The organism is Sphingomonas sp. CFBP 8760 (assembly GCF_014841615.1).
Lineage (GTDB): Bacteria > Pseudomonadota > Alphaproteobacteria > Sphingomonadales > Sphingomonadaceae > Sphingomonas.
The window spans coordinates 57,280-79,931 of the sequence record NZ_JACYUG010000006.1 but is presented as its reverse complement, the minus strand read 5'-3'; the positions used below and the strand labels follow the sequence as shown (position 1 = coordinate 79,931).

General features: G+C 69.2%; 26 protein-coding genes. 13 read left to right on the top strand and 13 right to left on the bottom strand.

What is annotated here, in order from left to right; all coding sequences use genetic code 11:
• Window positions 1–6 precede the first annotated feature (6 nt).
• The 6 genes from purC to IFT82_RS21185 form a co-directional block, all read right to left on the bottom strand.
• The gene (gene purC, locus IFT82_RS09830; protein ID WP_192126203.1) at window positions 7–786 is read right to left on the bottom strand and encodes a phosphoribosylaminoimidazolesuccinocarboxamide synthase; all 780 of its coding nucleotides are present in this window, start codon (window positions 784–786) and stop codon (window positions 7–9) included.
• 119 nt (window positions 787–905) lie between these two features.
• On the bottom strand, window positions 906–1,913 hold the full coding sequence (locus IFT82_RS09825) for a DUF535 family protein (protein ID WP_192126201.1): 1,008 nt from the start codon (window positions 1,911–1,913) through the stop codon (window positions 906–908).
• 82 nt (window positions 1,914–1,995) lie between these two features.
• Window positions 1,996–2,856 carry a hypothetical protein gene (locus IFT82_RS09820; protein WP_192126199.1) on the bottom strand — a complete coding sequence of 287 codons (861 nt, stop codon included), beginning with the start codon at window positions 2,854–2,856 and terminating at the stop codon, window positions 1,996–1,998.
• A gap of 53 nt (window positions 2,857–2,909) precedes the next feature.
• Complete coding sequence (gene kynU / locus IFT82_RS09815) at window positions 2,910–4,124, bottom strand: kynureninase (protein ID WP_192126197.1); 1,215 nt, start codon at window positions 4,122–4,124, stop codon at window positions 2,910–2,912.
• Between the two features lie 26 nt (window positions 4,125–4,150).
• A complete protein-coding gene (locus tag IFT82_RS09810) occupies window positions 4,151–5,038 on the bottom strand; it encodes an alpha/beta hydrolase family protein (protein ID WP_244646648.1) in 888 nt (295 codons plus the stop codon).
• A gap of 32 nt (window positions 5,039–5,070) precedes the next feature.
• A complete protein-coding gene (locus IFT82_RS21185; RefSeq protein WP_274602231.1) occupies window positions 5,071–5,199 on the bottom strand; it encodes a hypothetical protein in 129 nt (42 codons plus the stop codon).
• A 189-nt stretch (window positions 5,200–5,388) separates the two neighbouring features.
• Between IFT82_RS21185 and parC the strand changes: the two genes are divergently transcribed.
• Window positions 5,389–7,635, top strand: a complete 2,247-nt coding sequence (parC, locus tag IFT82_RS09805) for a DNA topoisomerase IV subunit A (RefSeq protein WP_192126193.1) — start codon at window positions 5,389–5,391, stop codon at window positions 7,633–7,635.
• Window positions 7,636–7,728: 93 nt separating this feature from the next.
• Window positions 7,729–9,405 (top strand): putative bifunctional diguanylate cyclase/phosphodiesterase, encoded by a 1,677-nt coding sequence (locus IFT82_RS09800; RefSeq protein WP_446740958.1) that lies wholly within the window; start codon window positions 7,729–7,731, stop codon window positions 9,403–9,405.
• Here IFT82_RS09800 and IFT82_RS09795 read toward each other — a convergent pair.
• The 4 genes from IFT82_RS09795 to IFT82_RS09780 are packed head-to-tail and all read right to left on the bottom strand — an operon-like array spanning window position 9,303 to window position 12,238.
• Entirely contained in the window at window positions 9,303–10,532 is a 1,230-nt protein-coding gene (locus IFT82_RS09795) for a CCA tRNA nucleotidyltransferase (protein WP_192126189.1), read from the bottom strand. The two genes, IFT82_RS09800 and IFT82_RS09795, sit on opposite strands and share 103 nt — an antisense overlap.
• Complete coding sequence (locus IFT82_RS09790; RefSeq protein WP_192126187.1) at window positions 10,523–11,113, bottom strand: CoA pyrophosphatase; 591 nt, start codon at window positions 11,111–11,113, stop codon at window positions 10,523–10,525. Before IFT82_RS09790 ends, IFT82_RS09795 begins: the two co-directional genes overlap by 10 nt.
• Window positions 11,110–11,673, bottom strand: a complete 564-nt coding sequence (locus IFT82_RS09785; protein WP_192126185.1) for a DUF1285 domain-containing protein — start codon at window positions 11,671–11,673, stop codon at window positions 11,110–11,112. Before IFT82_RS09785 ends, IFT82_RS09790 begins: the two co-directional genes overlap by 4 nt.
• Before the next feature lie 52 nt (window positions 11,674–11,725).
• The gene (locus tag IFT82_RS09780; RefSeq protein ID WP_192126183.1) at window positions 11,726–12,238 is read right to left on the bottom strand and encodes a GNAT family N-acetyltransferase; all 513 of its coding nucleotides are present in this window, start codon (window positions 12,236–12,238) and stop codon (window positions 11,726–11,728) included.
• 103 nt (window positions 12,239–12,341) lie between these two features.
• On the opposite strand from IFT82_RS09780, the gene IFT82_RS09775 reads away from it, so the two are divergent.
• Entirely contained in the window at window positions 12,342–12,713 is a 372-nt protein-coding gene (locus tag IFT82_RS09775; protein ID WP_192126181.1) for a dihydroneopterin aldolase, read from the top strand.
• Window positions 12,710–13,021: a Rossmann fold domain-containing protein gene (locus IFT82_RS09770; protein WP_192126179.1), complete on the top strand. Its 312-nt coding sequence runs from the start codon at window positions 12,710–12,712 to the stop codon at window positions 13,019–13,021. The genes IFT82_RS09775 and IFT82_RS09770 overlap by 4 nt, the downstream gene beginning before the upstream one ends.
• Here the strand turns inward: IFT82_RS09770 and IFT82_RS09765 are convergent.
• Window positions 13,005–13,904, bottom strand: coding sequence for a hypothetical protein (locus IFT82_RS09765; protein WP_244646647.1), 900 nt, complete (start codon window positions 13,902–13,904; stop codon window positions 13,005–13,007). The genes IFT82_RS09770 and IFT82_RS09765 overlap by 17 nt on opposite strands.
• Window positions 13,905–14,125: 221 nt before the next feature.
• On the opposite strand from IFT82_RS09765, the gene IFT82_RS09760 reads away from it, so the two are divergent.
• The 9 genes from IFT82_RS09760 (at window position 14,126) to IFT82_RS09720 (ending at window position 20,745) form a co-directional block, all read left to right on the top strand.
• Window positions 14,126–14,803, top strand: a complete 678-nt coding sequence (locus IFT82_RS09760) for an energy transducer TonB (protein WP_192126177.1) — start codon at window positions 14,126–14,128, stop codon at window positions 14,801–14,803.
• 70 nt (window positions 14,804–14,873) lie between these two features.
• Window positions 14,874–15,677, top strand: coding sequence for a MotA/TolQ/ExbB proton channel family protein (locus tag IFT82_RS09755; protein WP_192126175.1), 804 nt, complete (start codon window positions 14,874–14,876; stop codon window positions 15,675–15,677).
• 85 nt (window positions 15,678–15,762) lie between these two features.
• Window positions 15,763–16,242, top strand: a complete 480-nt coding sequence (locus IFT82_RS09750) for an ExbD/TolR family protein (RefSeq protein ID WP_192126173.1) — start codon at window positions 15,763–15,765, stop codon at window positions 16,240–16,242.
• Between the two features lie 33 nt (window positions 16,243–16,275).
• Window positions 16,276–16,701, top strand: coding sequence for an ExbD/TolR family protein (locus IFT82_RS09745; protein ID WP_192126171.1), 426 nt, complete (start codon window positions 16,276–16,278; stop codon window positions 16,699–16,701).
• A 190-nt stretch (window positions 16,702–16,891) separates the two neighbouring features.
• Window positions 16,892–17,236, top strand: a complete 345-nt coding sequence (locus tag IFT82_RS09740) for a tetratricopeptide repeat protein (RefSeq protein ID WP_192126169.1) — start codon at window positions 16,892–16,894, stop codon at window positions 17,234–17,236.
• Between the two features lie 358 nt (window positions 17,237–17,594).
• A complete protein-coding gene (gene nadA, locus IFT82_RS09735; protein ID WP_192126167.1) occupies window positions 17,595–18,593 on the top strand; it encodes a quinolinate synthase NadA in 999 nt (332 codons plus the stop codon).
• 112 nt (window positions 18,594–18,705) lie between these two features.
• Window positions 18,706–19,581 (top strand): carboxylating nicotinate-nucleotide diphosphorylase, encoded by an 876-nt coding sequence (gene nadC / locus IFT82_RS09730; RefSeq protein ID WP_192126165.1) that lies wholly within the window; start codon window positions 18,706–18,708, stop codon window positions 19,579–19,581.
• Between the two features lie 7 nt (window positions 19,582–19,588).
• Window positions 19,589–20,029 (top strand): hypothetical protein, encoded by a 441-nt coding sequence (locus tag IFT82_RS09725; protein WP_192126163.1) that lies wholly within the window; start codon window positions 19,589–19,591, stop codon window positions 20,027–20,029.
• Window positions 20,029–20,745 carry a ribonuclease T2 family protein gene (locus tag IFT82_RS09720; RefSeq protein WP_192126162.1) on the top strand — a complete coding sequence of 239 codons (717 nt, stop codon included), beginning with the start codon at window positions 20,029–20,031 and terminating at the stop codon, window positions 20,743–20,745. The genes IFT82_RS09725 and IFT82_RS09720 overlap by 1 nt, the downstream gene beginning before the upstream one ends.
• A gap of 3 nt (window positions 20,746–20,748) precedes the next feature.
• On the opposite strand, the gene IFT82_RS09715 is transcribed toward IFT82_RS09720, so the two are convergent.
• Together IFT82_RS09715 and IFT82_RS09710 are read right to left on the bottom strand one after the other, a co-directional pair.
• A complete protein-coding gene (locus IFT82_RS09715; protein WP_192126160.1) occupies window positions 20,749–21,153 on the bottom strand; it encodes a DUF4112 domain-containing protein in 405 nt (134 codons plus the stop codon).
• A gap of 6 nt (window positions 21,154–21,159) precedes the next feature.
• Window positions 21,160–22,632 carry an ABC transporter substrate-binding protein gene (locus IFT82_RS09710; protein WP_244646646.1) on the bottom strand — a complete coding sequence of 491 codons (1,473 nt, stop codon included), beginning with the start codon at window positions 22,630–22,632 and terminating at the stop codon, window positions 21,160–21,162.
• Window positions 22,633–22,652 lie beyond the last annotated feature (20 nt).

Sequence of the window (22,652 nt, the reverse complement as noted above, 5' to 3'; positions counted from 1 at the left end):
CTTCCCTTACTTGCCGCGGCGCTTGCGATGGCTGGCGAGGTCGAGGACCGCGCCCTCTTCGCCCTCGGGCATCAGGCCCAGCCGCCGTGCGACCTCCTGATACGCCTCCGCCTCGCCGCCCAGATCCTGGCGGAACCGGTCCTTGTCCAGCTTGTCGCCCGACTCCATGTCCCACAGCCGGCAGCCATCGGGGCTGATCTCGTCGGCCAGGATGATCCGGCCGAAGTCGTTGTCCCAGATGCGGCCGAATTCCAGCTTGAAATCGACCAGCCGGATGCCGACCCCGGCGAACAGCCCGCACAGGAAATCGTTCACCCGGATCGCCAGATCGGCGATGTCGTGCATCTCCTCCTGGCTGGCCCAGCCGAAGCAGGCGATATGCTCCTCGGAAACCATCGGGTCGCCCAGCGCATCGTCCTTGTAGTAATATTCGATGATCGTGCGGGGCAGCTTGGTGCCCTCCTCGATCCCCAGCCGCTTCGACAGCGAGCCGGCGGCGACGTTGCGCACCACGACCTCGATCGGCACGATCTCCACCTGCCGCACCAGCTGCTCGCGCATGTTGAGGCGGCGGATGAAGTGGGTCGGCACGCCGATATGGTCGAGCAGCGTGAAGACGTGTTCGGAGATGCGGTTGTTCAGCACCCCCTTGCCGTTGATCGTGCCCTTCTTCTGGGCGTTGAACGCGGTGGCGTCGTCCTTGAAATACTGGATGAGGGTGCCGGGTTCCGGACCCTCGTACAGGATCTTGGCCTTGCCCTCGTAGATCTGGCGGCGGCGAGCCATGGGCGGTCCCCTGAAAATGAGCGGCCCCGGCGGCGCGAGACGGTCGCGGGCCGGGGCGGAAGATGGCCGGGCCTATAGGATAAGGCGACGGGGGGTGCAATCGTGCCGGTGACCCGCGGTCAGGCGGCGGCGAGTTCGCGGACGGGCCGGGCGACGACGGCGGGCGCGGGCGCTGCGGGTATCGCGTCGGGCCGGACCCCGCCCACCGTCTCGCCCGCGAACGGCAGCGGGGCGGCGGGGGAAGCGGGGGAAGACGGGGCGGCGGCATGGCACGTCATCGTCGCGCGTGCCGCATCGCGGACCTCCGCCTTGAACGCGCCCTTGCGGCGGCTGCGGCGGCGATGCGCCGCGCTCGCGCCGGAATCGGCTGGGTCGCGTTCGCGCAAGGGAGCGGGCATCGCCCATTGGCCGGCGGCGTTGGCCTCCGCCCCGAACATCGCCCAGAAACGGTCGTAATCGAAGGTGAAGTCCGCCTTGTCGTCGCGCGATTTCAGCAGTTGCTGGTCGTTGCCGACGCCGACGATCGTCGCGATCCCCAGCGCCATCGCCACCCCCTGCAACGCCGCCATCGCGAGGTGCGAGGGCGCGACGCCGTGGCTGGCCTTCACCGCCGGTTGCAGTTCGCCGCGCTCGGGCGCCGCCCCCTGCGCCCCGCCGACGAACAGGACATGGGGCGCCGCCTCGCCGACGATGTCGCCCGGCACCACCGAGAAACTCAGCTGGAACAGCAGCACGTCCTGCCGGAAGAAGGCGAGCAGCAGATCGCCCTCATAGAAATGCGCGACGTTGTGGCGCAGGCCGATATGATAGTTGCCCGCCACCTCGTCGTTGCGCCACAGCATCGCCCCGGTGGTCAGCAACCGGTCGTAGAAGCCGGGGGACAGTTGCGCCTGGACGAAGCGGTAATGCGCGACGATCGCCGCGCGCCGCTGCCCCAGCGTCAGCGACCGGGCGAGGTGGCTTTTCAGATATTGCCGGGTCAGTGCCGGGCTCTGGTCGAGCAGCCCGCTGTAGCAGGCGGAGGACAGCAGCTTCATCAACTGGTGCTGGCCGTTGATCGACCGGACGATCGGTTCCTGGAACGCAACTTCCGCCACCCGTCGCAACGTCTTCAGGATGCCCGCCATTTCCTCTGCCCGCCCTTGCCGACAATCATCGTCGGAGTCGGACCCTAGGGGCGAGATCGATAGGTCGGGTTAGCGGGAATGGTTACCAGACGGGGGGATCGGCGGGCGGCGTGTGCGGCGCGCCCGGCCCGGCGACCCGCCGCCACGCCGCCTGGCCCCAGCGCCGCCACACCACCACCAGCGCCAGCAGCACCACCAGCGGCGGCCCCAGCGTCGCGATCACCCACAGCACCGCCGCCAGCGTTGCCGCGGTGGAGGCGGCCGCCGCATCCCCCGCCTCGCGCACGCGGTTGGCCAGGCCGACGCCCCGGCCGGAGCGATAGTCGAACGAGACCGGGGTGTTGGCGATGCTGTCGCGCGCGGTCGCGGCGTCGGCGCGCGCGGTGCGGGCCTGCGCGGCGAGTTCGGTATCGCGGCGGCGCAATTCGGCGCGCGCCTCCGGCGTCTGGCGGCGGCGCAGATCGGCCTGGACGCGCGCGCGCTCGGTGATGGCCTCCGTCGCGGCCTGCGTATCGGCCCTGGCCTGCGTCGCCACCTCGGTCCCGCCGATCGTCACGCCGCCCAGCACCGCGCCCGCTTTCTGCGCGGCCAGCACGCCCTGCCGCCCGAACGTCCGCGCCACCGAGGCGGCGACCGTCATCGACAGGTCGGCATCGACCCCGCCCGACGGGGCGACCGTATAGTGCAATCCGGTGATGCGGCACCGGTCGGGGCCGAGCCGTTCGCAGGCGGCGGCGTGGGTTTCCTGCACGTCGGCGATGTCGTCGCCGGGCATCACCAGCGAATAGGCGTAGGAGAACGCGATCCCCGCCGCCGATCGTCCGCCCAGATCGGGGCCGGTGTCGCCGCTGACGGCCGCGTCATCATGGCTGTCGGGCGCCTTGCTGCAGGCGGCGATCATCGCACACGCCGCCACCACCGTCATCGCCCGCCGCATGGTCATGTCCTCCGCTTGCAATCTTGATCGGCGCGATGGGAATTGGAGTCAAGCGGGCGTCACGTCACCGCCAGCCGGGTGGCGAAGCGCGGCGCGCGCCAGTCGCCCGATGCCATGATCCCGCCCAGGATCGCGCCGGCCCGCCACACGTCGTCATGGCTCAGGTACAGCGGCGTCAGCCCCAGCCGCAGGATATCGGGATCGCGGAAATCGCCGATCACGCCGCGTTCGATCAGGGCTTGCGCGATTCCATGGGCGTGGGGGTGGCGGAAACTGATATGGCTGCCGCGCGCCGCCGGATCGGCGGGGGTGACGCAGTCCAGCCCCGCCGCGTCGCCCGCCGCCGCCATGATCCGCCACAGCGCCGCCGATTTCGCCCAGACCGCGTCCCGGTCCACCGTCGCCCACAGGTCCAGCCCCGCCTCCAGCGCCGCCATCGCCAGCATCGGCGGCGTCCCCGCCAGCCAGCGCTTCATGCCGGGGGCGGGGGCATAGGCATCGGCGAAGGCGAAGGGTTCGGCATGGCCCATCCAGCCCGACAGCGGGCTGGCCAGCCGGTCCTGCCACCGCGTCGCGACATACAGGAACGCGGGCGCGCCCGGCCCGCCGTTCACATATTTATAGGTGCATCCCACCGCCAGATCGGCCCCGGCGCCCGACAGGTCCACCGCCACCGCGCCGACCGAATGGCTCAGGTCCCACAGCACCAGCGCCCCCGCCCGGTGCGCGGCGGCGGTCATCGCCGCCATGTCGAACCGGCTGCCGGTCTTGTAATGGACATGCGTCAGCAGCAGCACCGCGACATCGCCATCGATCGCCGCCGCGATATCGCCGCGCGGCACCACCCGCAGCGACGCGCCGGGCACGCAGGCGACCGCGCCTTCGGCGACGTGCAGGTCGGTCGGGAAATTGCCCGCCTCGCTCAATACCACCCGGCGGCCGGGATCGACGCGCAGGGCCGCGACCAGCGCCTTGAACAGGTTGGCGGAGGTCGAATCGCCGACGATCACCTCGTCCGCCGCCGCGCCGATCAGCGGGGCGATCTTGCCGCCCAGCCGGACGGGCGCGTCGATCCACCCCTCGTTCCAGCTACGGATCAGCCGGTCGCCCCAGGCCTGCGTCACCATGTCCGTCATCGCCGGCACGGTCGCGCGGGGCAGCGGCCCCAGCGAATTGCCGTCGAGATAGATCACCCCCGCCGGCAGCGCGAACCGGTCGCGCAACGGGGCCAGCGGATCATGCGCGTCCAGCGCGCGTGCTTCGTCCCGTGTCATCCCGGCCCCTGTCATCCCGGCCCGTGTCATCGCCGCAATCCCTTCGCGATCGCCCGTTTCGCCGCCGCCCAGGCGGGCGTTTCCGGCGCGATCAGTTCGACATGGCCGGTATCGGCGAGCATGGCCAACCGCACGCGATCGCCCGCCTTCTTCGCCGTCGCGACATAATCGGTGGCGAGGCGGGCGGGGATGATCCGGTCGTTCAGACCGTTGACCAGATCCTGCCCCACCCCCAGCGGCAACAGGCGCGGGATCGAGGTGTCGGCATAACCGCCCCCGGCGACCAGCCGGCCGACCACCTCGGTGCCGCAGCCATTGTCGGGGCTGGCGGCGGTCGCCTCCAGATCGGGCAGCCCGCCCAGGCTGACGACATGGGCGATCCTCAGTGGCTGCGGCCGCCGCAACGGGCTGGCCGCCGGCAGCTTCGGCCGCGCCGCCAGCCACAGCGCCAGATGCCCGCCGGCGGAATGGCCGACCGCGACGACCCGGCGCAGGTCGAGACGATAGGCCGATGCCTGCGCCGCCAGCGCATCGGCGGCGGCGGCGACATCCGCGAAGGTGCCGGGATAGCCGCCGCCCGGCCGGTCCACGCCGCGATAATCGATGTTCCACACCGCGATGCCGCCGGCGCGCAGGTCGGCGGCGATCCAGTCCATCAAGGTGCGGTCGGCGATGTCGCTCTGCCAGCAGCCGCCATGCACCATCACCACCACCGGATGCGGACCCGGCCCGGCCGGCACCCACAGATCGACCTTCTGCAACGCATCCGGGCCATAGGCGATCGTCGCATCCGCCGTCGGGCGGGGGCGGGCCTTCAGCCTGGCCCAGGTGAGCAGGGCGGGGGACGGATCGGCGGCGACGGCCGCGACGGGCAGCAACAGCGGCAGCAGCGCCAGCAAGGCAGGACGGATCATGCTGGCGACCATAGGCGGGATCGCCCCCGCCGTCACGACGGCACCGACCCAGACGCCGTCACGAACGGCACCGTCTTGCCCGCCGTCACGACGGTGCTGTCCTGCACGCCGTCACGACGGCGCTGTCCTACAGGCCGGCAAAGGCGCAAGGGGGTGGTCATGCTGATCTACCCCCGCCCGGCCATCCAGACCCGTCGCCCCGACCGGGGGCATGGCGGCGCACGCACCCCGCTGGCCCGCACCCCCTGTAGGATGCGACGTTCGTGACTTTCCACGCCTGCCGGGTGTGACTTTCCACCGCGTCCGCCGGGCTTGCCGCGGCGGCGGTTGCTGCTATGAAAGCGGAACATATGGCGACCGAACTCACCGGCCCCGACACGCCGATCGGCATCTTCGACGCTCCCTTCGACAGTGCCCTGTCGGAGCGTTACCTCGTCTATGCGTTGTCGACGATCACCGCCCGCTCGCTGCCCGATGTGCGCGACGGGCTGAAACCCGTGCATCGCCGCCTGCTCTGGGCGATGCGGCTGCTGAAACTGGACCCGGCCTCGGGGTACAAGAAATGCGCCCGCGTCGTCGGCGACGTGATCGGCAAATACCACCCGCATGGCGACCAGTCCGTCTACGACGCGATGGTCCGCCTCGCGCAGGATTTCGCGCTGCGCTATCCCCTGGTCGACGGGCAGGGCAATTTCGGCAACATCGATGGCGATAACGCCGCCGCCTACCGCTATACCGAGGCGCGGCTGACGCAGGTCGCGATCGACCTGATGGACGGGCTGGACGAGGATGCGGTCGGGTACCGCCCGACCTATAATGGCGAGGAGCAGGAACCGGAACTGTTCCCCGGCCTGTTCCCCAACCTGCTGGCCAATGGCGCCGCCGGCATCGCGGTCGGCATGGCCACCTCGATCCCGCCGCACAACGCCGCCGAACTGCTGGATGCCGCGATCGCCTTGGTCGACGATGCCGCCGCCAACGTGCTGGATCACATCACCGGCCCCGATTTCCCGACCGGCGGTCTCGTCGTCGATCCGCCCGCGGTGATCGCCGAATCCTATCGCACCGGGCGCGGCAGTTTCCGGGTGCGCGCGCGCTGGAGCATCGAGCGGGAAAAGGGCGGCGGCTGGCAGGCGGTGATCGCCGAGATTCCGTACGGCGTGCAGAAGGGCAAGCTGATCGAACAGATCGCCGCGCTCATCAACGATCGCAAGCTGCCGATCCTGGCCGATGTGCGCGACGAATCCGACGCGGAGGTCCGCATCGTCCTCGAACCGCGGTCGCGCACCGTCGATGCGCAGGTGATGATGGACGGGCTGTTCCGTCTGACCGATCTCGAAACCCGCGTGCCGCTCAACCTGAACGTGCTCGACCATGCCCGCACGCCGCGGGTGATGGGCCTGCGCGATGCGCTATATGCCTGGGTCGAGCATCAGTTCATCGTCCTCGACCGCCGCACCCGCCATCGGCTGGCGAAGATCGCCGACCGGATCGACCTGCTCGACGGCTATCTGATCGCCTATCTCAATCTCGATAGCGTCATCGAGATCATCCGGACGGAGGACGAGCCCAAGGCGGTGATGATCGACGAGTTCGCGCTGAACGACCGGCAGGCGGAGGCGATCCTGAACATGCGGCTGCGCAGCCTGCGGCGGCTGGAGGAGTTCCAGATCAGGAAGGAGCGCGACGGCCTCGACAAGGAACGCGCCGACCTGACCGCGCTGATCGACAGCCCCGCCAAGCAGAAAACGCGGATGAAGCGCGACCTGCGCAAGGTCCGCGACCGCTATGGTCCCGAAACGCCCCTCGGCAAGCGCCGCACCACGATCGAGGAGGCGGCGCCCACCCGCGACATCCCGCTGGAGGCGATGATCGAGCGCGAGCCGATCACCGTCATCCTGTCGCAGCGCGGCTGGATCAGGGCGATGCGCGGCCATTCCGATCTGACCGCCGCCGATACGCTGAAGTTCAAGGAGGGCGACGGCCCCGCCTTCGCCTTCCACGCGCAGACTACCGACAAACTGCTGCTGGCGGCGGAGAATGGCCGGTTCTTCACGCTGGCCGCCGACAAGCTGCCTGGCGGGCGGGGCTTCGGCGAACCGGTGCGCGCGATGATCGACCTCGACGGCAATGTCCGCGTCGTCGCGTTCGTGCCCGCGTCGCGCCAGCAGCGGTTGCTGCTCGCCGCCAGCGACGGGCGCGGCTTCATCGTGCCCGTGGCGGAGACGATCGCGGAGACGCGCAAGGGCAAGGCGGTGATGACCCCGCGCGCCGGCGCGCTGCTGAAGATCGTGCGCGCGGTCGCGCCGGGCGACGATTATGTCGCGGCGATCGGCGATAACCGCAAGATGCTGGTCTTCCCGCTCGCCGAACTGGTCGAGATGACGCGGGGGCAGGGGTTGCAGTTGCAGCGGTTCCGCGACGGCGGCCTGTCGGATGCCAAGACTTTCGTGTTCGCGGAGGGACTTAGCTGGACGATGAAGGGGGAAACGGGCCGGGTGCGGACCGAAACCGATCTGTCGGCATGGCGCACCGCGCGCGGGGCGGCAGGGCGGATGCCGCCCACTGGCTTTCCCCGCGACAATCGATTCGCATGACGGGGTGACGCGGGGTTTCAGGGCATCTTAACCACCGGCCGTTAGGACGGGGTCATGGCCAGCGCCCCCATCGACGATCCCGTCCCGCCGGGTATGCCGCTGGCATGGGCGGCATCCTGCCTCGATCTGATGCCGGTGCCGGTGCTCGAACTGTCGCGCGGCGACGATGTGGGGGGCTGGACGATCACCGCGGCCAACCGCGCCTGCCGGGCGGCGGGGCTGGACATGGCGGCGGCGGGACCGACGATGATGGCCGCGCTGCTGCCGCATCTCGACCGGCTGACCTGGTCGAACCGGCTGCACTGCGATTTCGACTGGCAAATGGGCGACGCGATAGACTGTCGCTATTACCGCATCACGATCGCCCGTGGCTCGCCGGTCGAACGCAGCAACTTCCTGCTCACCCTGATCGACCAGACCTCGCAGCATCATACCGAACGCAGCCTGCGGCGCGAGATGACCAGCGACAGCCTGACCGGCCTGCCCAACCGCGAAGGGTTCGGCGATCTGGTCGAGGCGGTGTCCGACGACCGGGCACGCTATGCCGTCCTCGTGGTCGATCTGGCCCGGTTCGGACGGATCAACGCCTGCCTCGGCAGCCTCGCCGGCGACGAATTGCTCATCACCGTCGCCCGCCGGATGAAGGGCGCGTTGCGGGCGCGCGATACGCTGGCCCGGATCGGCGGCGATGAATTCGGCATCCTGCTGACGATCGACGAATCACGGGACGAAGCGGCCGAACTGGGCGAGCGCATCCGGCGCACGCTCAGCGCGCCGTTCCGGCTGACCGATCTGGAGATCAGCGTCGACTGTGCGGTCGGCATCGCCTTCGGTGCGGACAGCGACGACCCCGACGACCTGATCCGCCACGCCCAGCTCGCGACCAAGCGGTGCAAGGGGACCGGCCGGATCGAAACCCATCAGAACCATATCTTCGCCGAGGCACGCAGCCAGTTCGCGATGGAAACCGCGCTGCGCCACGCGATCGAGCAACGCCGGCTGCGCCTCGCCTATCAACCGATCTGCGATCTGGCGACCGGGGCGATCGCCTCGTTCGAGGCGCTGGCCCGCTGGACCGATGTGGACGGTACCGAACACAGCCCGGTGTCGTTCATCCCGGTCGCGGAAGAATCGGGACTGATCGTCCCCCTCGGCCGCTGGGCGATCGACGAGGCGGCACGGACGCTGGCCGACTGGGACCGGCGGTCGGGCGGGCATTGCGGCGCGCGGGTGGCGGTGAACCTGTCGGCGATCCAGATGCAGCGCGATATCGTCGCCCCCGTGGTGGGCGATGCGCTGCGCCGCCATGGCCTGACCGGCGACCGGTTCTTGCTGGAACTCACCGAAAGCGCGATCGTCTCCGATCCCGATCGCGTCGCCCAGACGATGCACGCGCTGAAGGCGCTGGGCTGCAGGCTGGCGATGGACGATTTCGGCACCGGCTATTCGAACCTCGCCTATCTGCAGGGCCTGCCGATCGATATCCTGAAGATCGACCGTTCGTTCGTGACCGGGATGCTGGCCGATCGCGACAAGGTGGCGATCGTGCGGGCGATCCTGTCGCTGGCGCAGGCGCTGGGTATGCAGACCACCGCCGAAGGGGTGGAGACGATCGAACTCAGCCAGACGCTGGCCGCGCTGGGCTGCACCAAGGGGCAGGGTTATTTCTACGCCCGGCCGCTGGAATCCGACGCGGCGTTCGCGATGCTGCGGGCGTCGCGTCCGTTTACCACGCCGGCGATCTCGTCGGCGATCACCGCGACCCGCTGATCGTCGGGGAAACCCTCCGCGATCCAGCGCGTCTCGACCGCGCGCAGCGCCGCCGCCACGTCCGGCCCCCGGCCCAGCCCGCGCGCGACCAGCGCCCCTCCGCCGATCGGCAATCGCGGCGGCGTCCATCCGAGGATCGGTGCCGGATCGCCTCCCGCCAGCAACAGCCGGTCGACCGCCCCTTCCACGCCATGCCGATAGGCGAGCGCGTGCGGCCCCTCGTCCCCGGAACCCGCGGTCGCGGCGATCAGCCGCTTGCGATGCGCGTTGGACAGTTTCAGCCGCGCCCCGACCGGCTCCGCCGCCGCCGGCGGCACCAGCGCGGCGAGTCGGCGAATCGGATCGGCGGTGATGCCCGCTGCCGCTTCCCGTGCCGCCAGTGCCGCCAGCCGGTCCGCCCCCGCGCGGTCGATCTCCGGCAGCACCGCCGCCAGGATGCCGCGCTCGACCATCAGCGCGATCACCGCCACCGCACCCGGCGCGACGAGCAGTTTCAGCAGTTCGCTCGCGATCCGTTCGCGCGACAGGGCCATCAGGTCGTTGGCGCGCGCGGTGCAGGCGTCCAGCCCCTCGGCATCGATCGCGGTGCCGAACCGGGCGTGGAAACGGAAGAAGCGCAGGATGCGCAGGTGATCCTCGGCGATCCGCTGCAACGCGGAGCCGATGAAGCGCACGCGACCGGCCGTCAGATCGGCCAGCCCGCCGAAATAATCGTCGATCCGGCCGGTCACGGGATCGGCGTAGAGCGCGTTCATCGTGAAATCGCGGCGGGCGGCATCCTCGCGCCAGTCGTCGGTGAAGGCGACTTCGGCATGACGGCCATCGGTGGCGACGTCGCGTCGCAGCGTCGTCACCTCGACCGGGCCGTCGGGCAGCACCGCGGTGATGGTGCCATGAGCCAGCCCGGTCGGCACCGCCCGGATCGCCGCCGCGCGCAGCCGCGCCAGCACTTCTTCGGGGGGATGGCGGGTGGCGATGTCGACATCGGCGACATCCAGCCCCAACAGCGTATCGCGCACCGCGCCGCCCACGAACCGCGCCTCTCCCGATTCAGCACCCAGCGCCGCCGCCAGCGCCGCCAGCCCTTCGCGATGCCGCCACGCGGCGTCGGGCAGGATCAGGCCCATGCCAGCCGCCGCGACAGGTTGACCAGCATCGCCGCGGTCGCCCCCCAGATACGCCGGCCCTGCCAGGGTATCTCGACGAACTGCCGTTCCTCGCCCCGCCACACGCCGCGGCCGGGGTGGTGATGACGGGGGTCGAGCAGGAAGCCGAGCGGCACCTCGAACACGCTGGCCACCTCCGCCTCGGCGGGGACCAGCGGCAGGTCGGGCGGGATCACCCCCAGCACGGGCGTGATCTCGAACCCGGACCCGGTGCGATAGCGATCGACCGCACCGACCAGCGTCACCGCGGCGCGGGGCAGGGCGATCTCCTCCTCCGCCTCGCGCAACGCCGCATCGACCGCGCTCTCGCCGGGATCGACCCGGCCGCCGGGAAAGGCGACCTGCCCGGCATGGTGGCGGAGCGTGTCGGTGCGCTGGGTCAGGATGACGCCGGGATCGGCACGGTCGGTGATCGCCACCAGCACCGCCGCCGCGGTCCACGGCCCCGCCGGTTCGCCCGCCAGATCGGCGAAGTCGCCCGTGGTCAGGTCACCAGACGGCGGCCGCGTCAGCGCCGCCCCCAGCCGCTCGACCAGCGTCATGCCGCCGCGACGGGAAAGAAGACGCCGTCGCTCCACACCCCCGGCACCGGCCCGTCGCCGGCCAGCGCCAGATCGGCCAGTTCGTAATAGACCGGGCGGGCGACCAGCGCCTCCAGCCCGCCGCGCACGTGCAGATAGGGGCGGGGGGCGTCGGCCTCCCCCGCGAATCGCAGGGGGTGGGCCTCCCCGGCGGTGACGAGGTCGCCGGTGTTGAGCTGGAAGGCCAGGCGCATCGCGTTGCCCGTGCCCTCCACCTTCATCGCGGTGGCCACGAACGGCGCGTCCTCTACCTCGATCGCCAGCTTCTCGATCGGGGTGACCAGCACGTGACCGCCATCGGGTTCGCGCCGCAGCACGGTGGAGAACAGCCGCACCATCGCCGGGCGGCCGATCGGCGAGCCCTGATGGAACCAGGTGCCGTCGCGCGCGATCCGCATCTCGCTGTCGCCGCAATGCGCCGGATTCCACTGGTCGACCGGCGGCAGCCGGCGTTGCTCGACCAGCCGGACGATCTCCGGCAGGCTGAGGGCGGCGAGATCGGGCAACGGCTCCATCGGCATGATGCGGGCGGTAGGCGGGGAAGCCGCCCCCGTAAAGCCTTCGCCGCCAAGCCTATCGTGGTCCCAGCATCCCGGCGGCATCGGGCACCCGTTCGCCCCGCGCCAGCAACCGGTGCCGCTCGACCGGGCCGGGCAGCCGCCACCGCCCGGTGCGCGCCGCCGAAAAGCCGAAGAAGCGCGCATAATATTCCGGGTCGCCGATCAGCATCATCGCCTCGTCCAGCCCCAGCGTCGCCGCCGCCGCCAGCGCCGCCTCGGTCAGCCGCCGGCCGATCCCGCCCTGCTGCCGATCCGGATCGACCGCCACCGGCCCCAGCATCACCAGCGGATGGACGACGCCGTCATCCCCGGCCAGCGCGATCGGCCAGCACTGGATCGACCCGATCGGCATCCGGTCGCCGTCGAGCGCAACGAAACCCAGCCCCCCGATCGCCTGCGCGGCGCCCCGCACCAGATAGGCGGTCCGACCGTGGCGGGCCGGTCCGAAAGCGCGGTCCAGCAATGCCTCCACCACGGGCAGATGCTCCGGGCGGAGCGGGGCGATCGTCGTGGTGGCCGTCAGCATGATCGATCCTCGGAAAGGCGCGGGCGCTGTAGCGGGGATGGCCGGCAACGCAAGTCCGGGTCATGGGGTTTCGCGACGCCGCCGGTCTGGTAGAGGGCGAGGCATGACCGATCGCCTTCAGCTCGAAGTCCATGACATCGAGGCTCCCGTCCTCACCGGCATCTATTCCGAGGAGACGCATCTGCCGCAGCCGCTGCGCATCTCGCTGACGGTGGACATGCGGTGTCCCGACCGGTTCACCCCGGATACGCCGTTGTCCGCGTCGAAGAATTATCTCGATCTGAAACATGCCGCCTCCACGGCGTTGCCGGCCGGCGTCCATTTCACCTTGGTCGAGGCGGTGGCGGAGCATATCTGCGACACGCTGTTCCTGCAGGATGAACGCGTGCTGGCGGTGACGGTGAAGATCGTCAAGCTGGCGATCGCGGAGGCGGGCGAATCGATCGGCATCACCCTGACCCGCCACCGGCGATGACCGTCGCCGCCGCCGGCCCGGCGGATGCCGTGCCGGCCCCGGTCGTGCTGGAACCGGGCGACGACGCCGTCGAACTGATCCGTGCCCTGTCGGGCGACTCGGCGGTGGTCGTGATCCGGCCGGGCCGCGATGCGACCGCACTGGCACTGGCCCGTGCGGCGGTGGCGGCACTGGCGCTGGAACGGGCGCCGATGCGGATCAACGCGGTGGCGCCGGGCGCCACCACCGACACCGCCGCCATCGCCGGCGCGGTCGGCTATCTCGCGTCGGCCCCGGCGGTGACCGGACAGGTCATAGGGCTGCGCTGACCGTCGCCGCGCCGCCACGACGGCGGTCGCATGGGCCCAGCTGCGCAAGCACGAACCCGTAATCCTCCCGCGCGATGGCGGCATTGGCCGGATCGAGCTGCGCCGTCGCGGCATCGGGCAGGGCGGCGGGCAGGCCACAGGCCAGCCGATACCATAGCAGCGTGTCCCTTGCCGGTGGCCCCGCGGCCTCGTCGACGATCTCGCTCAGCGCGACCGCCCAGCGCGGCTGTTCGCCGGGGCGGCGCAGGATCGACAGCGATACCGGCCGCCCGCCCGCCGCGATCAGGAAGATTTGCGTCTCGCCTTCGCCCGGCAGCGCGCCGGGGACGTGGAAGGCATTGCCGATGCCGGTGATCGCGGGCGGCGCATCGTTCGCCACCACGGCGCGGGCGATGGCGCGGACCTGGCCGTCGATCGCCGGCGACCAGGGCAGCATCGCATCGGGCGCGGACAACTGGACTTGACCGGCCAGATTGGCGACCGGCCGCGCGAACAACAGCACCCGCGCCTTCTTCAGCTTCGGCGCGCGGCCGCGTTCATCGGTGGGCGCATCGAGCAGATAGCCGATCCGGGGCGGCAGCCCCGCCTGGCCACGGACGAGCGCGGTGACGTCCGCCTCCACATACAGGCGCTGGCGGTCCGCCGCCACGCCGGCCGCCTCCGCGCCCTTGATCCGTGTGGTCGACCGGATCGTGGCGTCGGCGATCACCGGGCTGGCCAGCGTCAGGTCGACCAGGTCGGCATAGGTCGGACCGGCACTGGGACCGGCGGAGTCGACCGCGGCGGAAGCGGGGCGTGAATCCGGCGATTGTGTGGCGGTCGCGAAGGCGGGCGGCGCGATGCCGACCATCGCGGGCAGGGTGCAAAGCAGCAGGCGGCGCATGATTTCCATACCCCCTCTGCTACCGCAAAAAGCCCCAAACGACATAGAATTATCCAACGTTGGCACGCCTGTACGTTTGTTGCGCTGACAAAGCGTTTGCGTGGCGATGCAGCGGACGTTAGGAATTCGGTCAGCTGTTGCCGGACGCCCCCTTCGAAACGGACCATCGTGTCCGATTTGTGGCGGCCCTCCGGTGCGGAAATTGGGAGTGTCGTTGCTGAATGGCCTACGTTGACCAGAAGATGAGCAGTGGCAAGGTGGTCGCGATCGTGATCGTCGCGCTCATCCATGCCGTGCTTGGTTACGCCTTCGTCACCGGTCTCGCGTACCAGTACGTGAAGAAGGTGACGACTGATCTCAATACCTTCGACGTCGAGCCGCCGCCGCCGCCGCCGCCGCCGGACGAGCCGCCGCCGCCGCCGCCAGATCAGCCGAACCTGCCGCCGCCGCCGACCACGGTCGTCGTGCCGCCGCCGATCATCGCGTCGCCGGTGCCCGCGCCGCCGATCAACACGTCGTCGATCATCCCGCCGTCGCAGCCTACTGCGCCGCCGGCGCCGCCTGCGCCTCCAGCACCGCCAGCGCCCCCCGCGCCGGTGGTCAGCAAGGCGGCCGGCGCGAAGGGTAACCCGGCCGAGTGGATTTCCACCGACGATTATCCGCCGAGTTCGCTGCGTGCCGAGGAAGAAGGCACCACCGGAATCGCCTGGGACATCAACGCCCAGGGTCGTGTGGAGAATTGCCGCGTGACCTCGTCGAGCGGTTCCGCCGCACTCGACCGGGCGGCGTGCCAGGCGATCACCCGCCGCGGCCGCTACTCGCCGGCACTCGATCAGTCGGGCAATCCCATGCGGTCGAGTTCGTCGCGCCGCGTGACGTGGAAAATGCCTGCCCAGTGATGCGCACGGCGCCGTGCGCGCCGTGTCACCACCCCATATTCTACCGATTTAGCCAGAGGATCCCGCTACCATGTTCACCACCATTCTCGCCGCAGGCGGCGCGGCCGCAGGCGCAGATGCCAACCCCTATGGTCTTGCCGCCGCGCTTCGCGAAGGCGGGCTGATCTCGCAGTCCGTGTTCGCGATCCTGGTGCTGATGTCGATCGTGTCGTTCTACATCCTGTTCTCGAAGCTGTTCGAACAGCAGAAGATCATGAACCAGGCCAAGCGCGTCCGTCAGGGTTTCTGGCAGTCCAACTCGCTGCGCGAGGGTTCGGCCAAGCTCGAAAAGAACTCGGCCTACAAGCAGGTCGTCGACGACGGTCTGGCCGCACAGGAGCAGCACACGCGGCTGACCGATCCGGTCGAGGCACATGACTGGCTGCACGGTTCGCTGGCGCGGTCGGAAGCGGCGATCAACTCGAAGCTGGGCGGCGGTCTCGCCTTCCTCGCGACGGTCGGTTCGGTCTCGCCGTTCATCGGCCTGTTCGGTACGGTTATCGGCATCTATCGCGCGCTCGTGAAGATCGGTGCCTCGGGTCAGGCATCGATCGACAAGGTCGCCGGTCCGGTCGGCGAAGCGCTGATCATGACCGCGCTCGGCCTCGTCGTCGCGGTTCCGGCCGTGCTGTCGTACAACTGGCTGCAGCGTCGCAACAAGGCGATCGCGGAGGACCTGTCGGCCTTCTCGAACGACGTGCTGGGCTTCCTGGCCTCGAACGGTGCGGTTCGTCCGACCGCGCCGTCGGTCGGCACGGCCAAGGCTGCACCGGTGAAGACGACCGGGACGACGACCACCGCCGGTCAGACCGGTGGCGTTCAGACCCGCGTATGACGACCGGACGTGGGGCCGCCGCGGCGGTCCCACGCTCTCGCCGGCGGCGTTCGCCGGCGATCATCAAGCATAGGATTGCCACGATATGGCGATGAGCGTTGGTGGAGACTCCACCGAGAAATCGATATCGGACATCAATACGACGCCGCTGGTCGACGTCATGCTGGTGCTCCTGATCATCTTCCTGGTGACGACGACCGTCGCGGTCCAGGCGGTGCCTCTGAAGCTCCCCGAGGTCAAATTCGATCCGACCCAGACCAAGCCCGAGAACGTCTCGCTGGCGGTGACGACCAATGGCGACGGCAGCTGTGCGGTGTATTGGAACCTCACGCCCGTCACCTCGACCGAGCTGCTCGATCGCGGTGTCGCCAAGCTGAGGGCCGAGATCGATCGTCAGGGTGGCGTGAACGCCGCGGGGCTCGAACTGCCCGAGGTGCACATTCGCGGCGACGTAAACACGCCGTACAAGTGCATCGGCGGCACGATCTATACCATGCAGCGCGCCGGCTTTGCCCGCGTCGGCTTCATTTCCGAGCCGCCGCCCGGCGGCACCTCTGAACGCTGACGATCGCTCGGACGTATTTAGGAGTAGCATGCAATGGCAATGAGCGGCGGCAAAGAAGACGGTGATCCGATGATGGAAATGAACATGACGCCGTTGATCGACGTCCTGCTCGTTCTCCTCATCATGTTTATCATCACCATCCCGATCCAGACTCATGCGGTGAAGGTCGATCTGCCCCAGAATTCGCAGAACAAGCCCAACCCGGTGAATTCCGAAAAGAACAAGATCACGATCAATGCCGCTGGTGAAGTGGCCTGGAACGGTGCGCCGGTGACCGAGGTCACGTTGCGGCAGTATCTGGATCAGTCCGCCAGCATGAATCCCGAGCCCGAACTCCACTTTCAGCCCGCACCGGATGCGCGCTACGAAGCGGTGGATCGCACGCTGGCGCAGATCAAGCGCTCTGCGATCACCAAGCTCGGCTTCATCGGCAACGAGCAGTATCGCAACGATTTCTGATCGCTGATCCGATCGGTAGAACAGGAAAGGGCGGTCCTTCGGGGCCGCCCTTTTTCGTTGTGTCGCCATCGTCTCGGAACCGCCTCCGTTCACCATAACAAACCGCTTGCCTGACCGTCACGGAAGTGACACCATCCCGTCACAAAACTGAAACATCGACAAGACGGTGTAGCTGACAGGAGACAGGAAGATGCGTGTGCCCTTGATCGCATTGGCGGTGGCGATGGTGTCGACACCGGCCTTGGCCGGGGACCGTCTGGGTCACGAACAGATCGCGGCGGGCGATCTTCACGGTGCTGAAGCGACGCTGGTGGCGGAGCGCCGTATCTACCCACACCGGCCCGAACTGATGCTCAACCTTGCCGTGGTCTATCAGCAGACCGGGCGGACCATGGCGGCACAGGATCTCTACCGGCAGGTACTGGATCGGCCCGACGTATCGCTGCTGACGCCCTCCGGCGTCGCCCTGTCGTCCCATGCCATCGCCGAGCGTAGCATGGCGCGTCTTGCCCCGACCACGCTGGCGACTCGCTGAGATTGACCCGTTCGGACCGGATGACGCCGCCGTGGGCGTCGCCATCCGGTCATACCCCCGAGCCGCCACGATGGTTCGAGGACATGGTATAGGGGCCGCCTGCTCAAACGGCCGGATGAGTCGGTCGTGGACCGATCCGACGGGGTCGTTGCGTATGGGGAGCGGAGCATCCATCTTGCCGGCCTTCCGGGACCGGCGTTTGGCTATCGCTCTGAGGGTGTGACGTCGAGTGGTGGCGAACGCCATGGTGGCAGATATGCACCGCCTGCTATTCTTCTGGAAACGAGCGGTGCCGGCCCGATCCGGCCCATACGGAAAAGCTGGACGATTTCGGCCAGCAGCCTACATCATCGTGCTGATGACTTACCATGACAAGCTATCGGGCATCGACCTGCGCAGCGAGATCGATCGGCTCCGCAAGGAGCGCAACGCGGTAATTCTGGCGCATTACTACCAAAAGCCCGAATTGCAGGACATTGCCGATTTCGTCGGCGACAGCCTCGATCTCAGCCGCAAGGCACAGGCGACCGAGGCGGACGTGATCGCGTTCTGCGGTGTGCGCTTCATGGCGGAGACGGCGAAGATCCTGTCGCCGCAGAAGATCGTGATCCTGCCCGACATGGATGCCGGCTGCTCGCTGGAAGACAGCTGCCCCCCCGATCAGTTCGCCGCGTTCCGGGCCGCGCATCCCGATCATATCGCGCTGACGTACATCAACTGCTCGGCCGAGGTGAAGGCGCTGTCCGACGTGATCGTCACCTCGTCGTCGGCGGAGGCGATCCTCGCCAAAATCCCGCTCGACCAGAAGATCATCTTCGGCCCCGATCGCAATCTGGGCGGCTATCTGGCGCGCAAGACCGGTCGCGACATGCTGCTCTGGCCCGGCGTATGCATCGTGCACGAGGCGTTTTCCGAAACCGAATTGCTGAAGCTGCGCGCCCAGCATCCGGACGCGCCGATCGCCGCGCACCCCGAATGCCCGGCGGTGATTCTCGATCATGCCGATTATGTCGGCTCGACGCGCGGCATCCTGGAATATGCCAGTGCGATGCGGGGCGACACGCTGATCGTGGCGACCGAGCCGCACATCATCCATCAGATGGAAAAGGCGATGCCGCACAAGCGCTTCATCGGGGCGCCGGGGGCGGACGGGAACTGCAACTGCAACATCTGCCCGTATATGGCGCTCAACACGATGGAGAAGCTGTACGTGGCGCTCCGCGATCTGGAGCCGCGGATCGAGATGGAGGAAGGGTTGCGACTGGGCGCCAAGAAAAGCCTCGATGCGATGCTGGCGATGGCGGGCGGCACGGTGGGGCAGGGCGATCTGGGTCCGGCCAAGGTGACGGGCGACTGACACCCGGGTAAGCCGGCCGAGCTGGGACAGCCACTCGCCCGGCCCATGTCGCCACCGCTTCCGGGGCTGCGATACGGGCAGCCCCGCCAACGATCCGATGCAGGATATCGTCATGCCTTCTTCCGCCAGCACTGCCGATCATGGTGGTTTCGCCCTTCCCGGTTTCGATCTCGATGCGTTCGTGGCCCGCACCCTGGCGGAGGATCTGGGGGATGGTGGCGATGTCACCTCGGCGGCGGTCATCCCGGCGGCGGCGCGCTTCACCGGCGTGATGGCCGCGCGCGAGCCGATGGCGGTGGCGGGACTGGCGATCGCGGCGGCCTTCTTCCGGGCGCTCGATCCGGCGGTGACGATCGAACGGCCAGTGCGCGATGGCGACCGGGTGGCGGCGGGGACGCCCCTGTTGCACCTGTCCGGTCTGGCGCGGGGGATGCTGACCGCGGAACGGTGCGCGCTCAATACGGTGCAGCACCTGTCCGGAGTCGCCACGCTGACCGCATCCTATGTCGATGCGATCGCGGGCACGGGCGCGACCTTGCTCGACACGCGCAAGACCATTCCCGGCCTGCGCGTGCTGGAGAAATATGCGACGCGGATGGGCGGCGCCGACAATCACCGCATGGGTCTGTGGGATGCGGCGATGATCAAGGACAATCATGTCGCGGTCGCAGGCGGGATCGGTGAGGCGGTGGCGCGGGCGGCGCGTGCCGGGATCGCGCGGATCATCGTCGAAGTCGACCGGATCGATCAGATCGAGCCGGCGCTGGCGGCCGGGGCGACGCACCTGTTGCTCGACAACATGGATATCGCCACGCTGCGGGATGCGGTCACGCTGGTCGCCGGGCGGGTACCGACCGAGGCGTCCGGGGGCGTGCGGCTCGACACGATTGCGGCGATCGCGGCGACGGGCGTCACCTATGTCAGCGTCGGGCGGCTGACCCAATCCGCGCCGGCGGTGGATATCGGACTGGATTTTACCGCCACCTGATTGCGCGATGGCAGGGAGCGACTATCGTCCCGCCGACCAGAAGGGGAAGACGATGCGGCCGAAATCGGTGAAGCTGGGCGAGCAACTCTATGCCGGATCGATCCTGCTGACGATCGCGCTGGCGGTCATCGGGTGGGACGAGGCGGTGGCCACCGGCGGCGTGGTGCTGGCGGCGGTCGTCAATGTCGTGGTGATCGGGATCACGGCCCTGTTGCTGTATCTGACGACGCGGCGGGCGAGCCGCGTGGCCTTGTGGCTGCTGGTGGTGCTGACCGCGATCAACATCGCCGGTTTCCTGTTCCAGGTGGCGGGCGGCGTGGTGGCGCCGGGGCTGTTCGGGGTGCTCACGACGGCGCAGACCCTGCTCGCGATCGTCGGCATCGTGCTGCTGTTCCGGCCCGGTGCACGGGCGTGGTTCGCAGAGACGGTGCCGGAGGAGCTCGCCTGATGCGGCGGCCGTCGATCCTGATCGCGGCGCTGGCCGTGATGGCGCCGGCGGTGGCGAACGGCCAGGCGCTGACCTGCACCGCACCCGCCACGGTGCCACGGCCCCGGCCCGACCTTCCCTCCGCCAGCCAGCCGCGACGGGTGGTTCCGATCGGCGGCTATACGCTGGCGATCACCTGGGCACCCCGATATTGCCGGGAGAATGGCGACCGTGCCGCCGCCCGGTTCCAGTGCGGGGCGGGCAACCGCTTCGGCTTCACGCTGCACGGGTTGTGGCCCGATGGCATCGGCAAGGAATGGCCACAATATTGCCAGGCGACGCCGCTGCTGCCGCGCACGGTGGTCGCCGCCAATCTGTGTGCGACACCATCCGCCCAGTTGCTGCAACACGAATGGGCCAAGCATGGCACCTGCATGGCCGGCTATACGCCCCAACGCTATTTCCGGCAGTCGACCACGCTCTATCGTCGGCTGCGCTATCCCGACATGGACGCGCTGTCGCGGCGACCGCTGACGGCAGGGGGGCTGGCAACGGCGATCGCCGCCGCCAATCCCGGTGTGACACCGGCGATGATGCGGATCACGGCCGACCGGCAGGGCTGGCTGGACGAAGTATGGCTGTGCCTGGACAAGGCGTTCGGCCATGCCCGCTGCCCGGCGCATCAGGGCGGGCTGGCGGACGGCGCGTCGGTCAGGATCTGGCGCGCGCGCCGGTGACGATCAGGCGGCGATCGTCACCGTGCCGGGATGATGCTTGTCGAGATGACGGCGGATGATGCGCAGGTTACGGGTGTTGGAGCGGAAGAAGAAGTCCGCGGCATCGCCCACCAGCGGCACCAGCCCGATCAGCGCGTCGAATCCGACATTGCCCATCATCCGCGCGATCTGGAACTTCGACATGCCGAGATTGCGCGCCTCCCACACCAGCCATGTACCCATCAGCGCCGCGGCGGCATCGCCGACCACGGGCACCAGCCCGATCAGGAAATCCAGCCCGAACTGACGGTTGATGCCGGGCAGGGTGAAGGTCCGTTCCAGCAGATGCTCCAGCGCCTCGACCCGGCGGCGTACCGCGGCGGCATCGCGGTCGATGGGAAGCTGGTCGAACATCGCGGTCGTCTTCATGGACAATCAGGTGGGATCGGGACGCAGCCGGTTCAATGGATGCCAGGCACGGGGATTGGCCTGCCACGCGCTCAGCCGGTTCGCGACCAGCGACCAGCGCAATGGACGGGCGATCGGAAGGAAGCCGGCATCGGCATTCATCGCGGCATCCGCCGCGGCGAGGCGCACGCCGCGCTCCGTGATCGTCGGGGCAAGCCGGGCCGCTTCCAGCGCCGCTGCCGCCTGTTCGCCACAGGCCATGCACGCGGTGGCGAGATACCAGCGGGCACTGTCATAAGGGGCGATCGTATCGATCAGGCGCAGGTCGGCGGGTTCGTCCGGGCCGACACGGTCGAGCAGGATGCCGATCCGCCGCCACGCCGCCGCCAGTTGCCCGTATAGCAACGTCATTCCCGGTCCCGGCGGCAGCGCGATGGCGAGCCGTACCGGCACCGGCGAGAAGGCCGCGACCCGCGCCCGTGCCGCCGCCTGCCGCTGGCCGATGGTCAGCAGGGTCCAGTCGGGCACCTGCGGCGGCGCGGCCGAATCGAGCGCCTCGGGCAGCAACCGGTCGGTCGCTTCCCAGCCGGGGGCGATCGCCGCGACGATGGCGCCGCGATCGATCGCGGCGGACAGCGCGGTGCGGTTGGCGGGATCGGCCAGAAAGCCGTCGCGCCGCGCGATCGCCAGACCGAACAGCCCTGCCGCCGGGTCACGCCGTACCGACGTGCGCGGCAGATCGATCGTGGCCAGCAGCGGCCAGTCGGCCAGCGTGCCGCCGCTGACCAGATCCGAATCGCGCCGGGCGAAGCGGACGATGGCGCGCGCGGCACGCTCGCCGATCAGGCGGACATCCTGTTCGGGGCGCAGGTCGCGCTGGTCGTCGGGATCGGCCTGACCCGGATCGAAGGCGGGGCGCAGCCGGGCGGCGACGCGCCCGTCCGCCGCGGCCTGGACGATCCGCAACGGCCCGCTGCCCGATGGCGGCGACCGTGCGATCAGCGTCATGTCGGGCTGGGCGAACAGCTTCAGCAGGTCCGGGCGGGGCCGGTTCAGGCGGATCTCGATCACCTGCGGGGTCATCACCACGATCTCGTCGATGGCGGTCAGGAAGGGGGCGAGGGGATTGTCCGTCGCGATCAGCCGACGGCGCAGCAGGCGCACGATCTCCTCCGCCGTCACCCGCCGGCCGTTGGCCCAATAGGCTTCGCGCAGGCGAAAGATGTAGCTGGCCCCGTCGTCCATCACCGTCCAGCGTTCGGCAAGGCCGGGTTCGATCTGCCCGCCGGCATCGAAGCGGACCAGCCCCTGCGCGGTGGCATCCAGCAGCACGCGGGCGGGCAGGCCGGGCACCGTGCCCGGCGGCGGATAGGCGGGCGGATCGCCGATCGCGCTGACCACGACCGGCCCCGAATTGGCGCGCCGGTCGCACGCCGTGAGCAGGATCGCGCCGAGCATCAGGACCATCGCCTTCGCCATCATCGCGCCGTTCGCTCCCATGATATCGCGGATGGCCGGGC